This is a genomic window from Variovorax sp. AC103 (assembly GCF_979254005.1).
On record NZ_CEEDFC010000003.1, the window covers coordinates 1 to 15,254 of the forward strand.

Sequence of the window (15,254 nt, forward strand, 5' to 3'; positions counted from 1 at the left end):
TCCGAGGGCAACCGGACATGATAGTCCGCCGGACAGCCCCGCCCCCAGCCCGACAGAAGCCGCCCGCTCGCCATGAAATGCCCGGCGGACTATCATGTCCGGTTGCCCTCGGACGATCGCCCCCTTTGAATTCCAAAGCCACTGAACAAGCCGAACATCGCGCTGAACACGCCGAACGCGAGGAGCGCGAACGTGACGCCCAGCGCGAACGCGACACCTACCTCGGCGCCGTGCTTGCGCAGCAGCGCATCAGCATCCGCGGTGCGCGCACCCACAACCTGAAGAACGTCGACCTCGACATTCCGCGCAACAAGCTGGTGGTCATCACCGGGCTGTCGGGCTCGGGCAAGTCGAGCCTGGCGTTCGACACGCTGTATGCCGAAGGGCAGCGGCGCTACGTCGAGAGCCTGTCGGCCTATGCGCGGCAGTTCCTGCAGCTCATGGACAAGCCCGACGTCGACGTGATCGAGGGGCTGTCGCCCGCCATCAGCATCGAGCAGAAGGCCACCAGCCACAACCCGCGCTCCACCGTGGGCACGGTGACCGAAATTCACGACTACCTGCGCCTGCTGTACGCGCGCGCCGGCACGCCCTACTGCCCCGACCACCACCTGCCGCTGCAGGCGCAGACGGTGTCGCAGATGGTCGACGCCACGCTGGCCCTGCCCGGCGAGCCGCGCCTGATGATCCTGGCGCCCGTGGCGCGCGAGAAGAAGGGCGAGTTCCTCGAGCTGTTCACCGAGATGCAGGCCGCGGGCTATGTGCGCTTTCGCGTCGACGGGCAAACCTACGAATACAACGACCTGCCCAAGCTCAAGAAGACCGAGAAGCACGACATCGACGTGGTCATCGACCGCCTGCGCGCGCGCCCAGACATGCAGCAGCGCCTGGCCGAGAGCTTCGAGGCCGCGCTGCGCCTGGCCGAGGGCCGCGCCATCGCGCTGGAGCTGGGCGCAAGGCCGGAAGGCAGCGCCGATGGCGCTGCGGGCGCGGCCGACAAGGAGCACCTGTTCAACGCCAAGTTCGCCTGCCCGATCTGCCACTACTCGCTGTCGGAGCTGGAGCCGCGCCTGTTCTCGTTCAACTCGCCCGTGGGCGCCTGCCCCAGTTGCGACGGCCTGGGCCACCGCGAGGTGTTCGACCCGGCACGGGTGGTGGCCTTTCCGTCGCTGTCGATCGCCAGCGGCGCCATCAAGGGCTGGGACCGGCGCAACGGCTACTACTTCAGCATGATCGAGAGCGTCGCCAAGCACTACAAGTTCGACGTCGACGCGCCCTTCGAGTCACTGCCCGCCTCGGTGCAGCAGGTGTTGCTGAACGGCTCGGCCGCCGAGGAGATCAAGTTCAACTACACCATGGAGTCGGGCAACTTCGTGGGCAAGAAGCTCACGAAGAAGCACCCCTTCGAGGGGATCATCCCGAACATGGCGCGGCGCTACCGCGAGACCGACTCGGTGATGGTGCGCGAAGACCTCGCGCGCTTTCGCAACCTGCAGCCCTGCCCCGACTGCGGCGGTTCCCGCCTGCGGCGCGAGGCGCGCAACGTGTTCCTGGTGGACGAATCGGCGCGTCCGGCAGACGGCGGCGAGCCGCCCCGCATGGCCATCTTCGAGCTCAGCCATCTCACCTTGCGCGACTCGCTGGCCTGGTTCCAGAACCTCAAGCTGCGCGGCTCCAAGGCCGACATCGCCGACAAGGTGGTGCGCGAGATCGGCCTGCGCCTGAAGTTTTTGAACGACGTGGGCCTGAACTACCTGAGCCTGGACCGAAGCGCCGAGACGCTCTCGGGCGGCGAGGCGCAGCGCATTCGCCTGGCCTCGCAGATCGGCTCGGGCCTCACCGGCGTGATGTACGTGCTCGACGAGCCCAGCATCGGCCTGCACCAGCGCGACAACGACCGGCTCATCGGCACGCTGAAGCACCTGCGCGACATCGGCAACAGCGTGATCGTGGTCGAGCACGACGAGGACATGATCCACGCCGCCGACCACGTGATCGACATGGGCCCCGGCGCGGGCGTGCACGGCGGCCGCGTGATGGCGCAGGGCACCTATGCCGAGGTGTCGGCCAACCCCGAATCGCTCACCGGCCAGTACCTCTCGGGCGTGCGCAGGATCGAGGTGCCCAAACACCGCACCGCCTGGCTCCCGGTGGTCAAGAAAGCCGCCTTCAACGAAGGCAAGAAGGCCTCTCGCTTCGCGCCCAGCCCGGCGGCCGAACGGCGCGCCGCGCGCGAAGCGGCGCACCTGGCCTCGCAAAGCGACCTGCAGGAAATTCGCGTGGTCCACGCCACCGGCAACAACCTGAAGAACGTGAGCGTGGCCTTCCCGGTCGGCCTCTTGACCTGCGTGACGGGCGTGTCGGGCTCGGGCAAGTCGACGCTGGTGAACGACACGCTCTACACCGCCGTGGCGCGCACACTGTACCGCGCGCACGAGGAGCCGGCCGCGCACGAGGCCATCGAGGGCATCGAGTACTTCGACAAGGTCATCAACGTCGACCAGAGCCCCATCGGCCGCACGCCGCGCAGCAACCCGGCCACCTACACGGGCCTGTTCACGCCCATCCGCGAGCTGATGGCCGAGACCAACACCGCGCGCGAGCGCGGCTACGGCCCGGGCCGCTTCAGCTTCAACGTGGCCGGCGGGCGCTGCGAGGCCTGCCAGGGCGACGGCGTGGTAAAGGTGGAGATGCACTTCCTGCCCGACGTGTACGTGCCCTGCGAGGTATGCCACGGCCAGCGCTACAACCGCGAGACGCTCGAGGTGCTCTACAAGGGCAGGAACATCGCGCAGATCCTCGAGATGACGGTGGAGACCGCGCACGAGTTCCTGAAGGCCGTGCCCACCATCGAGCGCAAGCTGCGCACGCTGCTGGACGTGGGGCTGAGCTACATCAAGCTGGGCCAGTCGGCCACCACGCTGTCGGGCGGCGAGGCGCAGCGCGTGAAGCTCGCGCTGGAGCTCAGCAAGCGCGACACCGGCCGCACGCTGTACATCCTGGACGAGCCGACCACCGGCCTGCACTTCGCCGACATCGAGCTGCTGCTGAAGGTGCTGCACCAGCTGCGCGACGCGGGCAACACCATCGTGGTGATCGAGCACAACCTGGACGTCATCAAGACGGCCGACTGGCTGATCGACATGGGGCCCGAAGGTGGCGCGGGCGGAGGCACGGTGGTGGGCGAAGGCACGCCGGAAGACATTGCGGCGAACGAGGCGAGCCACACGGGGCGTTACCTCAAGCGGCTACTACCAAACTGAGAACCGCTTGAGCGGCAACGTTCAATCGTTCGGTTCGTTCAACAGCGCCCTCTGTCCATTGTCAAACCAGGCTGAATCGAAACCATCGGCCAGCAAAATTGACTTCACGCTGCTGGTGCCTGCCTTGTTCAGGCGGTCGAGGTACTTCACCAAGGTCTGGGCGTCTTCTGTAAGGATATGAGTCAGCGATTCGCAGATTGCCTGAGCAATCAGCTTGATGTCGTCTTTCACGGCGCTGCGATCGTCACCAACATCCCGCTTGATATCTCGCATCAACAAGCCAGCCTGCATGGCGTGGTCGATATTGAATGGCAGCACTTCGAAATTGCGCAATGGGAGATCGGTCACCGCCTGCTTGACCTGAAATTCCGAAGCGACGACTGCCGAAAGGTACAGCGGCACACCGCGCTTCAAGGCTTCTCGAAGATAGCTGACCGCGACTTGATGATGAGCACGTGCCGGATCGGCCAACGAGATCAGATAGCTCGTATCGAGCAGGATCGCAATCACTCTTTGCTTCCCCGAAGCTCATCGACCCAGGTGCCCGCATCGGGCACATCTCGCCATGCCTTGGCCCCGCGCTGGGTGAGGCGATCGAGAGCCTTTTCATCGAACCGGCTTTCATGCTCAATGAATTCAAGCAATCGCGCACCTCGGTATTCACGCGTCACCACGTTGTATTCGGCAACGATCCGGATCATCGCGGGCTTGTACAGGCGGTTGACCTTTTCGTCTCGAAGCATTTCACGTGCCGCCTCCACGAGGAGTGCCTTGCCATCGGGCAGGCGAATATGGGCATTCGGCTTGCTGTGCCCTCCCATGTCCTCGATCTCGCCACGCACATAGCGCTCGACACGAACCCACTGATCAGCGTCGTCGGAACGAAAATCAGATCCGCCACTGATGACAATAGCCTCGGGCAGGAAATTTGATGCAATGCTCACACGCCACTGACGCCCGCTGCGCGCGTTTTTCTGCCACCTCTCGATGACCGCGCGCCGCTTCAAACTGACGCCATCCATCTGCTGATCGTTTGCAAGTTTTCGCAAATCACTCATCAAAACGGGGTTGGCAGTCGGCGCTGTTCGGATGCCCAGCGATCCATCGACAACAGAGACTTCCAGCGCATTGGTATCTATGTCGTTGCCATCCCCACGCAAAAACTCATCCACGTCCTTGGCAAAGTTCCGCAGCACGGACATCGGTACTCTGTCGGGCGAGATTTCGTATCCCGCCGACTCGTCGTGCAAAGCAATCAAAAGCTCTTGTGCTTCCATAAAAGCATTCTAGGGGTGCAGGCCCTTTTTCGTAGGGCCACAGAAAGTCCACGTCCATGACGTACCTGTACGAATACGCGGGCCGCGCCACAATCGCGGCCCATGCCTTCCTTCACCCCGCGCCAGCTCGTTCTTCTCGTTCTCCTGACCCTCGTGCGGGGCTTCAACTGGCCGGTGATGAAGCTCGGCGTGGCCGACTACCCGCCGCTCGGCTTTCGCGCCATCTCGATCTGGCTCGGCCTGCCCGTGCTGGGCCTCGCGCTGGTGTGGCTCAAGGTGCCGTTCCGCGTGCCGCGCAGCGCGTGGCCCGAGCTGGTGTGGCTGGGCGCGACCAACATGTTCATCTGGCACGCCTGCATCATCCTCGCGGTGAAGGCGCTCTCGGGCGGGCGCGCGGCGATCCTGGGCTACACGATGCCGGTGTTCTCCGCCGTCATCGGCGCGCTGCTGTTCTCGGCCGTGCTCACGCGCCGTGCATGGCTGGGTGTGGGCGCCTGCGCGGTCGGGGTGGGGCTGCTGCTGTGGCACGAGCTCACCGACCTGTCGGGGCGGCCCGGCTATGTGGCGCTGGCGCTGGTGGCCGCCGCCACGTGGGCACTGGGCACGCAGCAGCTGCGCCACACGCGCATCGGGCTGCCGACGCTCACGATCTCCTTCTGGATGACGGCGATGACCGCGGTGGTGATGACCGTGCTTTCGCTGCTGTTCGAGCGGGACCGGCTGGCCTGGCCGGGGAGCGTGGCGTGGGGGTCGATCGGCTACAACGCGGTGCTGATCTTCGGCTTTGCGCACGCCGCATGGTTCTACCTGGCGCGCGGCCTGCCGCCCATTGCCTCGACGCTGAGCGTGATGTTCATCCCGGTGCTCGGCGTGTTCAGCGGCGCGGTGTGGCTCGGCGAGGCCGTGCACTGGCAGGACGGGGTGGCAATGGTGCTGATGGTGGTGGCCATCGCCTCGGTGCTGCTGCCCTCGCGCGCCGCCGCGAAGGCCTGAGCGGGCGGATTCAGGTCGTCGTCTGCACGTGCAGGCGGCTGGTCTTGCAGCGGTGCAGCGCGCGGTAGTGCTCCAGCGGCCTTCCGTTGGCACCGTAGGCGATCGACTCGATGCGCAACAGCGGCTCCGGTGTGGGCAAGTTCAGCAGTTCGCAGGTGGCCGCATCGGGCAGCACCGCGTCGATCCAGCGTTCGGCGCGCACCAGGCGCAGGCCGTACTGGCGGCGCAGCACGTCGTAGAGCGAGCGGTCGTCCAGCCGCGTGCGGTGCAGCCCCGGCGCCAGGTCCGCGGGCACCACGGTTTCCACCAGCAGGCGCAGCTCGCCGTCCACGCTGCGCAGGCGCTTGAGCGCCACCACCTGCGTGCCGTCGGTCAGGCCGAGCGACGCGGCCTCCTGCTCGGTAGGCGCGCGCAGCTCCTGCGTGAGGATCTGCGTGCGCACCGAGCGGCCCTTGCGCTCCATCTCGTCGGAGAAGCCGAGCACGGTGGAGACGAAGTCTTCGTCGCGCTCGCGCGCCGACACGAAGGCGCCGCGGCCCTTGATCTTGTAGATGAGGTTGTTGCGCACCAGGTCGGCCAGGGCTTCGCGCACCACGATGCGCGAGATGCCGAACTGCTCGCCGAGCTCGGCTTCCGACGGCAGCTTGGCGCCGATGGGCAGCACGCCCTGCAGGATCTGCAGGCGAAGCGCGTCGCGAAACTGGGCCCACAGGGGAGATTCGGAGCCGCGGTCGAGCACGGTCGAGGTATCGGTCGAAGAGTTCACGTGGAGGGCTGGCCTGCGGCCTGAGGTGTCGTCAATGATGCATCGAAAGCGGTGTGCGCCCGCGCCGCCATCGGCGAAAGGCCCACGCCGTGCCGATCGCGCAACGCGGTGGCGCAGGCCTGAAGCTCGTCGTGGGCCTGCCGTGCGTCCCAGCCGAGCGCTTCGGCAGCGATGCCCGCCATCTCCGCCAGCACGGCGTCGGTGACGAGGCCGCGAATCGCCAGCAGGGTTCGGCGGATCACCAGGTCGTCGAGGTGGACCACGCCGGTTTCCAGGCACAGGTAGGAGAGTTCGGCCACCGAGTAGTCGGGCGCATGCTGCAGCGGCACGTCGCCCGAGGCCCCGAGGCGCTGCGCCAGCGCCAGCGCCTTCGAGCCGTAGCGGCCCAGCAGTGCCTGCGCCCGCGCGCGGCCCACGCCCGACGACGCCACCATGCGGTCGAGAAAGCGCGCCGTCGCGTGGGCATCGCCCGGCAGCTCCGCGCCGCCGCCGATGGGAATCAGCTCCGTGGACGCCGTGCGCGGGCGGCCCAGCTGCCGCAGCACTTCGTCGGTGGCTTCTTCCGCGAGCGCGCGGAAGGTCGTCCACTTGCCGCCGACGAGGCCGACGATCGGAATGTCGCGCGACGCGTTCGGCAGGTCGACCACCACCGAATGGTCGCGCGAGATCTGGCCGGGCTTGTCGGCGTCGGAGCGCGCGAGCGGGCGCACGCCGACGTAGGTGTAGACCACATTGCCGCGCCCGAAAGCCAGGTTCGGGAACACCTCCGCCAGCACCTCGAGCAGGTAGTCGACCTCGGCCGGCTCGGTGCCGATCTGGTCGGGGTCGTCCACCGGAATGTCGGTGGAGCCCACCAGCACGCGGTCCAGGAACGGATAGACGATGCACACGCGCCCGTCCACCGCCTCGAAGTACGCCATGCGGCCTTCGAGCGCGTCGCGCAGCGCGGGGTGGTCGAGCACCAGGTGCGAACCCTTGGTGCCCATCACCCGGGACTTGATGCGCGAGCCCGCGCCACCGAGCACCGCCGTGCTGCGGTCCAGCCACGCGCCGCTGGCGTTCACCACCGTGTCGGCCGTCACGCGCACCAGCGCGCCGGTGATCTCGTCGCGCAGCGTGAGGATGTTGCCCGCGCAGCCCATCACGCGGCAGTAGTTGGCGGCGGCCGAGCGCGGCTGGTCGCGGCAGGCGTCGCCGATGAGTTCGAGCACCAGCCACTCGGGGTGGCTGATCCACGCATCGAAGAAGGTGGCGGTCCAGCGCACCGCCGCGCGGAACAGGTTGCGGTCGGCCGGCGGCACGCGGGCGATGCGGTGGTTGGGCATCACGCGCTGGCGGCGGCCCAGCAGGTCGTACAGCCGCAGGCCCGCGGCCACGGCCAGCAGGCCGCGCGTGCGCTGCGGCGGCGTGCGGCCGAAGAACTTGAGCGCGCTGCTCATGAGGCCGCCGAAGAAGCTCGACAGCGGCACCACCGTCTTCAGCGGCTGCACCAGGTGCGGTGCGTTGCGCAGCAGCAGGTTGCGCTCGCGCGTGGCCTCGGCCACCAGCGAGAAGCTGCCGTTCTCCAGGTAGCGCAGGCCGCCGTGGATCATGCGCGACGGCGCGCTGCTGGCGCCCGCGCTGAAGTCGCCCTTGTCGACGATGAGGCAGTCCACGCGCTGCAGGCAGAGGTCGCGGAACACGCCCACGCCGTTGATGCCGGCGCCGACGATCACGGTGGAGAAATGGCGGTCGGCCAGGGCAGCCGGACGCACGAAGGGCAGTTGCCAGGCGCTCATTGCGCGGCTCCGACCAGGTGGGAAAACACAGGGGACATGGTGTCGATCAGTTCGTTGAAGCCGGCGTTGAAGTCGGCATGGGCGCGCGCCTGGGCGGCGTCGGGTTCGACGGTGTCGCAGGGCGCGAGAAGCGCGCTGCCTTGCGCGGCGCGGTCGATGCCTTGCGACATGGCGGCGTAGAGCGCCGCGCCGCGCGCGCCGGTCTCGTCGTCGGCGCAGCGTTCGACCGGACGGCCGAGGAACGAGGCCAGCAGCCGCACGAGCCGCGTGTCGCTCGCACCGCCGCCGAGCACGGTCGATGCGGACACCGGCAGGCCGCAGGCCGCAAGGCGCGCGGTGTGGCGCGCATGCAGCGCGGCGACCGCATCGACCACCGCACGCGCCATGTCGCCGCGCGTGTGATGGCTCTTGAGGCCCACGAAGCCCGCCGTCACACCCCCGCCGCCGTTCACGAACGGCAGGAAGCGCAGGCCGCCGGCGCCCAGCGGCACCGACATCGCCAGGTCGACCACCGCGCGCGCATCGGGCAGGCCCAGCACGCCGGCCAGCCATGCGATGTTGGCCATGGAGGACGGGCTGTTCTCCATGTAGAGCCGCCTGTCGGCGCGGCCGAAGTTCACGACCGCCGCGACATCGGGCTTGGGCTCGATCACCGGCCCGATCACCGCGTTGACGCACCACGTGCCGAAGACCGACACCGCACGCCCTCTTCCCTCGGCGCAGATGGCCGTCATGGAGGCCAGCAGGTCGATGGCGCCCATCGCGACAGGAATGCCGGCCGGCAGGCCGCACAGCGCGGCTTCGGCCGGCCGCAGCGTGCCGACGACCTCGCCGCTGGTCACCAGCGGGCCGAAGGCACGCGGCCCGAGGTCGGCGATGCCGGATGCGTCGAAGGCCGCCTGCGACCAGCCGCCCGTGGCGATGGCCACCAGCCCCGCAGTGCTCGCGTCGCTCGCGTCGGTGGCAATTTCGCCTGTCAGCAGAAAACCGAGGTAGTCCTTGGCGAACAGCAGCCGGCGCACCGCGCCACGCTGCACGGCGTCGGTGCCGAGCAGCTCCGCCGCGATCACGGTCGGTTGCCCCGGCCACGGCTGGCAGCCGACGTCCGCGAAGAGCGCCTTGCCATGGCTCGCCGCCAGGGAGCGCGCACGCGCGTCGGCGCGCTGGTCGGTCGAGGCGACCGCCCTGCCGCCCACCAGTTCGTTCTTCGCGTCGAGCGCGTAGAGCCCCGCGCCGTGGCCCGTGCAGCCGATGGCGCGGACCTCGGCCACGCGGGCGCCGAGCTGGTGGGCGACGTCGCGCAGCACGTGGGTCAGGGCCGCGCGGATGGCCGTGGCGGCCACCTCGCATCCCCCGCCAGGCAGCCGGTCGTGCGGCAATTGCATTCGGGACAGGGCGACGGCCCGGCCGCTCCCGGCTTCGAGGGCCAGGGCTTTCAGGCTGCTCGACCCCATGTCGATGCCGATGAGTATGTTGGGCTTCATGTCATAACAGCTTCGGCGGAATAAAAGCGGCTTGCCAGTAGCGTTTCCCCTAGTTATCGCTTCAAACTCGCTGCGCTTACATTCTACCTGTCATAACAACTGTCGTGACACAGAGGATCAAAGCGCTGCCCCGAAAGGGCAGCACCGCAAGTTGAGCCACCCAACGCGAGGAGACAAAAAATGAGGCGAAATTTCCTGAAGTCCGCAGCGGCCGCCGGCATCGGCCTGGCCGGCGCGAGCGCATTCGCGCAGCAGCAAGCCGCCGCCCCGGCAGCCGGTGCGGCAGGCGCCGGTTTGCGCGGCAACGCCAGCGACGTCTACGTGATGAACGTGATGGTGTCGGGCGTGGAGTACTGGTTTCCGGTCTACGAAATGATGAAGCAGCTCGGCCGCACGCTGGGCGTTCGCACGCGCTACACCGGCACGCCGGAGTACGACGTGAACAAGCAGCTCGCGTCCTTCGAGCAGGAGCTGGCGCGCAAGCCCGCGGGCATCCTGCTGCACCCGATGAACCCGGACCCGTTCATCGAGCCCATCAACCGCGCGGCGGCGATGGGCATTCCGGTGGTCACCTTCGCGGCCGACTCGCCCAACTCCAAGCGCACCTCGTTCATCACCTCGGACAACGACCGTGAAGGCACGCAGGCGGCCGACGCGATTGCCGCGTCGATGGGCGGCAAGGGCGAATACGCCGTGCTGGAGAACCCGGGCCAGGACAACCACGACCGCCGCATCGCCGCCTTCGTGAACCGAATGAAGACCAAGCACCCGGGCATGAAGCTGGTCGGCCGCGCCGCCAGCAACCAGGACCCGAACAAGGCCTACCAGGCCGTGCTGAGCCTGGCGCAGGCCAACCCGAACCTGGGCGCGCTGTTCATGCCCGAGGCCAACTCGGCGCTGGGCGCGGCGCAGGCCAAGGTCGAGAGCAAGAAGAACATCAAGGTGATGTGCTGCGACGTGAACGCCAAGATCCTGGACATGATCAAGTCGGGCGACGTGTTCGGCTCCATCAACCCGAACCAGGGCATGCAGGGCTACATGGGCATGATGATGCTGTTCCTGGCGAAGAACCCGGGCCTCATCGACCCGATGAACGACGCCAAGCGCAACGGCACCAACCCGATGGCCGTGCCCTTCCTGGACAACGGCCTGGCGGTGGTCAGCAAGGCCAACGCCGACGACTTCTACTGGGACAAGTACCTCGCGCGCCGCGGCACCAAGGGAATCGGCGAGTGAGCCAGGAGACCGCCATGAGCGCCACGGGCGCCTTGCTCGAACTGCGCGGCATCAGCAAGCGCTTCGGCGCTTCGCGCGCGCTCACGGGGGTGGACTTCTCGCTGCAGCGCGGCGAGATCCACGCGCTGTGCGGCGAGAACGGCGCGGGCAAGTCCACGCTGATGAACATCATCGACGGCATCCACCGGCCCGACGAGGGCGAGATCTCGCTCGACGGGCAGCAGGTGGTCATCGACGGCCCGGCGCATGCCATGCGCCTGGGCATCGGCCTGGTGCACCAGGAAATCGCCCTGTGCGCCGACGCCACCGTGGCCGAGAACATCTTCATGCAGGAGATCAACGCCGGCAAGCACGCGTGGATGAACTACGCCAGCCTGAACGAGCGCGCCGCCAGGGTGCTGCAGCGGCTGGGCCAGGACGTGGACCCCGCCTGCCTGGTGAAGGACCTGAGCATCTCCACGCAGCAGCTCATCGAGATCGCCAAGGCGCTCACGCTCGACTGCAAGGTGCTCATCCTCGACGAGCCGACCGCCGCGCTCACCGACAACGAATCGGCCGCGCTCTTCAAGGTGCTGCACGACCTGAAGGACCAGGGCATCGGCATCATCTACATCAGCCACCGCATGGCCGAGATCTTTGCGCACTGCTCGCGCGTGACGGTGCTGCGCGACGGGCGCAACGTGCACAGCGGGCCGCTGGCCGAACTGAACGCGGACGGCCTGGTGCGCCGCATGGTCGGGCGCGACCTGGGCAACTACTACCCGCCGAAGCAGGACGATGCAACCCACGGCGAGCCGGTGCTCGAAGTGCGCGACATCGCCGACGGCGAGCGCGTGCACGGCATCTCGTTCACGTTGAAGCGCGGCGAGATCCTCGGCATCGCGGGCCTCATGGGCGCGGGCCGCAGCGAACTCGCCGAAACCGTGTGCGGCCTGCGCACGGCCACGCGCGGCACGGTGCGCCTGCGCGGCAAGGCATTGACGATCCGCAGGTACAGCGACGCGCTGCGCGAAGGCATCGCCTACCTCAGCGAAGACCGCAAGGCGGCGGGCGTGTACCTCGACCTGCCCATTGCGCAGAACATCGCCTCGATGGCGCTCAAGCGCGTGAGTTCGCGCTTCGGCCTGCTGCAGCGCGCGGCCGAGCACAAGCTGGCTGTGGCGCTGGGCGCCAAGCTCAAGCTCAAGAGCGACGGCGTGGACATCGACGTGGCCAGCCTGTCGGGCGGCAACCAGCAAAAGGTGGCCATCGCCAAGCTGCTGGCCACGCACCCCTCGGTGCTGCTGATGGACGAGCCCACGCGCGGCGTGGACGTGGGGGCCAAGTCGGAGATCCATCACATCCTGCGCGAACTGGCGAACCAGGGCGTGGGCGTGGTGGTGATCTCTTCGGAGCTGCCCGAGATCATCGGGCTGTGCGACCGCGCGCTGGTGATCCGCGACGGCCGGCTGGCCGGCGAAGTGCAAGACAACGACATGACGGAAGAGGCGCTGCTGCGGCTGGCCTCCGGACTTTGCGAACAGGAAACAGCATGAACTACCCGGCACAACTCGACGCGGGGGCGCCCGCGGGCCTCGCGCCACGACAGCAAGGCGGCGGCCCCCTGAAGCCCGCCAACAAGCTCACCAGCATGCGCGAGATGGGGCTGCTGCTCATCATCGCGGTGCTGTGCGTGGCCATGAGCTTCGCGTCGCCCTACTTCCTGACCTGGGACAACGTGCGCGCGATGCTGCTGTCCTTCTCCATCGAGGGCATCGTGGTGGTGGGCATGACCATCCTGCTGATCGTCGGCGGCATCGACCTGTCGGTGGGCTCGGTGGTGTGCTTCGCGATGGTGGTCACGGGCAAGCTCTTCCTCATGGGGTTCGACCCGTGGACGGCGGGGCTGATCGCCATTGCGGCCAGCGCGGGCATCGGCGCGATGATCGGCGGCTGCGTCACGCGCATCGGGCTGAACCACTTCATCGCCTCGCTGGCGTTCATGGTCATCGTGCGCGGCCTGTGCCTGGCGCTCACGCAGGGCACGCCGCAGTCGCTGTTCTCGCTGCCGGCGGAGTTCAAGTTCATCGGCCAGGGCACGCTGTTCGGCATTCCGGCCGTGATCCTGATCTTCCTGGCGATCGTGGTGGTGAGCGACTTCGTGCTGCGCCGCGCCTCGCTGTTGCGCCGCGTGTTCTACACGGGCAGCAACGAGAAGGCCGCGCTGTACTCGGGCATTCGCGTGGGCCATGTGAAGTTCTGGGTCACGGTGCTGTGCTCGGCCTCCGCGGGCCTGGCCGGCGTGATCTACACGGCGCGCTTCGGCGCCGCCACGCCCACCTTCGGCGTGGGCATGGAGCTCAACGTGATCGCCGCCGCCGTCATCGGCGGGGCCAGCCTGAAGGGCGGCTCGGGCACGGTGCTGGGCGCGGTGCTGGGCCTGGCGCTGCTGTCGGTAGTGACCAGCTCGCTCATCCTGCTGGACGTGTCGCCTTACTGGCAGGACGTGATCAAGGGCCTGATCCTGCTCGCGGCCGTGACCATCGACCACCTCATGAACACGAGAAAGACCAAGCGATGAACAACGCAGCGATGAAGAAGACCACCCTGGGCCCCTCGGGCATCGAATGCTCGGCCATCGGCCTGGGCACCTGGGCCATGGGCGGCTGGATGTGGGGCGGCGGGGACAACGCAGCCGCCGTGCTGGCCATCCAGGCCTCGCTGGACGCGGGCGTGACCCTGATCGACACCGCGCCGGCCTACGGGCTCGGGCGCTCGGAAAGCATCGTCGGCACGGCCTTGAAAGGCCGCCGCCAGGAGGCCGTGATCGCCACCAAGTGCGGGCTGGTGTGGCACACGCAGAAGGGAACGCACTTCTTCGAAGAAGACGGGCATCCGGTGTACCGCTACCTGGGGCGCGAATCGGTCTTCCACGAATGCGAGCAGAGCTTGAAGCGCCTGCAGACCGACTACATCGACCTGTACATCACGCACTGGCAGGACAGCACCACGCCCGTGGCCGAGACCATGGACGCGCTGCTCGAACTCAAGAAGCAGGGAAAGATCCGCGCCATCGGCGTGAGCAACGTGAGCCCCGAAACGCTCGCCGAGTACCTGCGCTACGGCCCGGTCGATGCGGCGCAGGAGCGCTACAGCCTGATCGACCGCGAGATCGAGCAGACGCTGGTGCCGCTGTGCAGCGAGCACAACGTGGCGGTGCTGGGCTACTCGTCGCTGGCGCTGGGCCTGCTCGCCGGCCCCATCGACCCCGCACGCCAGTTCACCGGCGACGACCAGCGCGCCACCAACCCGCGCTTCAGCGCGGACAACCGCGCGAAGCTCAAGGCCTTCTTCGACGAACTGGAGCCGTTGCGCACGCACCTCGAATGCTCGTTCGGCCAATTGATGATCGCGTGGACGCTGGCGCGCGGCAGCGTGCAGGTGGCGCTGTGCGGCGCGCGCGTGAGCAAGCAGGCCGTGGAGAACGCGGCCGCGGGCTCGCTCGCGCTGCGAGACGACGCGCTGCAACTCATCGATGCGGCGGCGGGCAAGTACCTGCACACGCTGGCCTGATCTTCTTCACCCCCCACACAAGGACCTTTTCGTATGTCGAAGGACAAGACCGCACGCCTGAACCGGCTGCTGACCCACGGGCGCTGCCTGGACATCGCGCTCGACCACGGCGTGTGCAACGAGCCCTCGTTCCTCAACGGCCTGGAAGACATGCCCGCCGTCGTCGACAAGCTGGTGGCCGCGCGCCCCGACGCGCTGCAGCTCAACCACGGCCAGGCCGACCTGCTGCAGGACCGACCGGGCCGAGACAAGCCCGCGCTGGTGCAGCGCATCGACATGGGCAACCCCTATAACGCCACCGCGCACCGCGTGATGTGGGCGCTGCTGCAGAACGAGCACGACCCGGTGCTGCCCGCGGTGCAGCGCGACGCGGCCTGCGTGGTGGTGAACCTGTTCATGCTGCCGAACGAGCCCGACCTGTTCCGCCAGTGCGTGCAGAACATTTCGCGCGTGCGCGCCGACTGCGACCGCTACGGAATGCCGCTGATGATCGAGCCGCTGGTGATGCGCCCGCACAGCGAGCAAGGCGGCTACATGGTCGACGGCGACGCCGAGAAGATCGTCACGCTCGTGCGCCTGGCGCGCGAGATGGGTGCCGACATCGTCAAGGCCGACCCCACCACCGACCCCGCCGAGTTCCACCGCGTGGTGCAGGCCGCGCGCTGCCCCGTGCTCGTGCGCGGCGGCGGACGCGAAGACCTGCAGCAGGTGTTCTCACGCTCGCGCGTGCTCATGGACCAGGGCGCTGTCGGCATGGTGTACGGACGCAACGTGTACCAGCATGCCAATCCGTCGGCGGTGGTGGACGCACTGATGGCCATGATTCACCGCGGCGCGAGCGCCAAGGAGGCGTGGGACATCTACGAATCGGGCGGCGCGCAGAAAAAAGCAATGTGATGTGACGA

At 67.8% G+C, this 15,254-nt stretch carries 12 protein-coding genes; 7 read left to right on the forward strand and 5 right to left on the reverse strand.

All coding sequences use genetic code 11. From position 1 onward, the window contains the following. Positions 1-230: 230 nt before the first annotated feature. Positions 231-3,263 (forward strand): excinuclease ABC subunit UvrA, encoded by a 3,033-nt coding sequence (gene uvrA, locus AC0IYU_RS04715; RefSeq protein ID WP_472114334.1) that lies wholly within the window; start codon positions 231-233, stop codon positions 3,261-3,263. Between the two features lie 21 nt (positions 3,264-3,284). Here uvrA and AC0IYU_RS04720 read toward each other — a convergent pair whose 3' ends face one another. Then, entirely contained in the window at positions 3,285-3,773 is a 489-nt protein-coding gene (locus AC0IYU_RS04720) for a type II toxin-antitoxin system VapC family toxin (RefSeq protein WP_472113647.1), read from the reverse strand. Continuing rightward, on the reverse strand, positions 3,770-4,540 hold the full coding sequence (locus AC0IYU_RS04725) for a hypothetical protein (RefSeq protein WP_472113650.1): 771 nt from the start codon (positions 4,538-4,540) through the stop codon (positions 3,770-3,772). Before AC0IYU_RS04725 ends, AC0IYU_RS04720 begins: the two co-directional genes overlap by 4 nt. Positions 4,541-4,642: 102 nt before the next feature. Between AC0IYU_RS04725 and AC0IYU_RS04730 the strand changes: the two genes are divergently transcribed. Continuing rightward, positions 4,643-5,533: a DMT family transporter gene (locus tag AC0IYU_RS04730; protein ID WP_472113653.1), complete on the forward strand. Its 891-nt coding sequence runs from the start codon at positions 4,643-4,645 to the stop codon at positions 5,531-5,533. A gap of 10 nt (positions 5,534-5,543) precedes the next feature. Here the strand turns inward: AC0IYU_RS04730 and AC0IYU_RS04735 are convergent, their stop codons facing one another. Genes AC0IYU_RS04735 through AC0IYU_RS04745 form a run of 3 tightly spaced genes read right to left on the reverse strand, consistent with a single transcriptional unit; the run spans position 5,544 to position 9,561 of the window. After that, on the reverse strand, positions 5,544-6,299 hold the full coding sequence (locus AC0IYU_RS04735) for a GntR family transcriptional regulator (RefSeq protein WP_472113657.1): 756 nt from the start codon (positions 6,297-6,299) through the stop codon (positions 5,544-5,546). Next, a complete protein-coding gene (locus AC0IYU_RS04740; protein ID WP_472113660.1) occupies positions 6,296-8,077 on the reverse strand; it encodes a glycerol-3-phosphate dehydrogenase/oxidase in 1,782 nt (593 codons plus the stop codon). Before AC0IYU_RS04740 ends, AC0IYU_RS04735 begins: the two co-directional genes overlap by 4 nt. Further along, positions 8,074-9,561, reverse strand: a complete 1,488-nt coding sequence (locus AC0IYU_RS04745; protein WP_472113663.1) for an FGGY family carbohydrate kinase — start codon at positions 9,559-9,561, stop codon at positions 8,074-8,076. Before AC0IYU_RS04745 ends, AC0IYU_RS04740 begins: the two co-directional genes overlap by 4 nt. Before the next feature lie 180 nt (positions 9,562-9,741). Here AC0IYU_RS04745 and AC0IYU_RS04750 point away from each other — a divergent pair, with 180 nt between their 5' ends. The 5 genes from AC0IYU_RS04750 to AC0IYU_RS04770 are packed head-to-tail and all read left to right on the forward strand — an operon-like array spanning position 9,742 to position 15,246. Continuing rightward, positions 9,742-10,797 carry a substrate-binding domain-containing protein gene (locus AC0IYU_RS04750; RefSeq protein WP_435487134.1) on the forward strand — a complete coding sequence of 352 codons (1,056 nt, stop codon included), beginning with the start codon at positions 9,742-9,744 and terminating at the stop codon, positions 10,795-10,797. Between the two features lie 14 nt (positions 10,798-10,811). Next, positions 10,812-12,332 (forward strand): sugar ABC transporter ATP-binding protein, encoded by a 1,521-nt coding sequence (locus AC0IYU_RS04755; RefSeq protein WP_472113666.1) that lies wholly within the window; start codon positions 10,812-10,814, stop codon positions 12,330-12,332. Continuing rightward, on the forward strand, positions 12,329-13,357 hold the full coding sequence (locus AC0IYU_RS04760; RefSeq protein ID WP_435438920.1) for an ABC transporter permease: 1,029 nt from the start codon (positions 12,329-12,331) through the stop codon (positions 13,355-13,357). The genes AC0IYU_RS04755 and AC0IYU_RS04760 overlap by 4 nt, the downstream gene beginning before the upstream one ends. Positions 13,358-13,368: 11 nt before the next feature. Beyond that, positions 13,369-14,349 carry an aldo/keto reductase gene (locus AC0IYU_RS04765; protein ID WP_472114337.1) on the forward strand — a complete coding sequence of 327 codons (981 nt, stop codon included), beginning with the start codon at positions 13,369-13,371 and terminating at the stop codon, positions 14,347-14,349. Positions 14,350-14,382: 33 nt separating this feature from the next. Continuing rightward, entirely contained in the window at positions 14,383-15,246 is an 864-nt protein-coding gene (locus AC0IYU_RS04770; RefSeq protein WP_472113669.1) for a class I fructose-bisphosphate aldolase, read from the forward strand. The last annotated feature ends 8 nt before the right edge of the window (positions 15,247-15,254 follow it).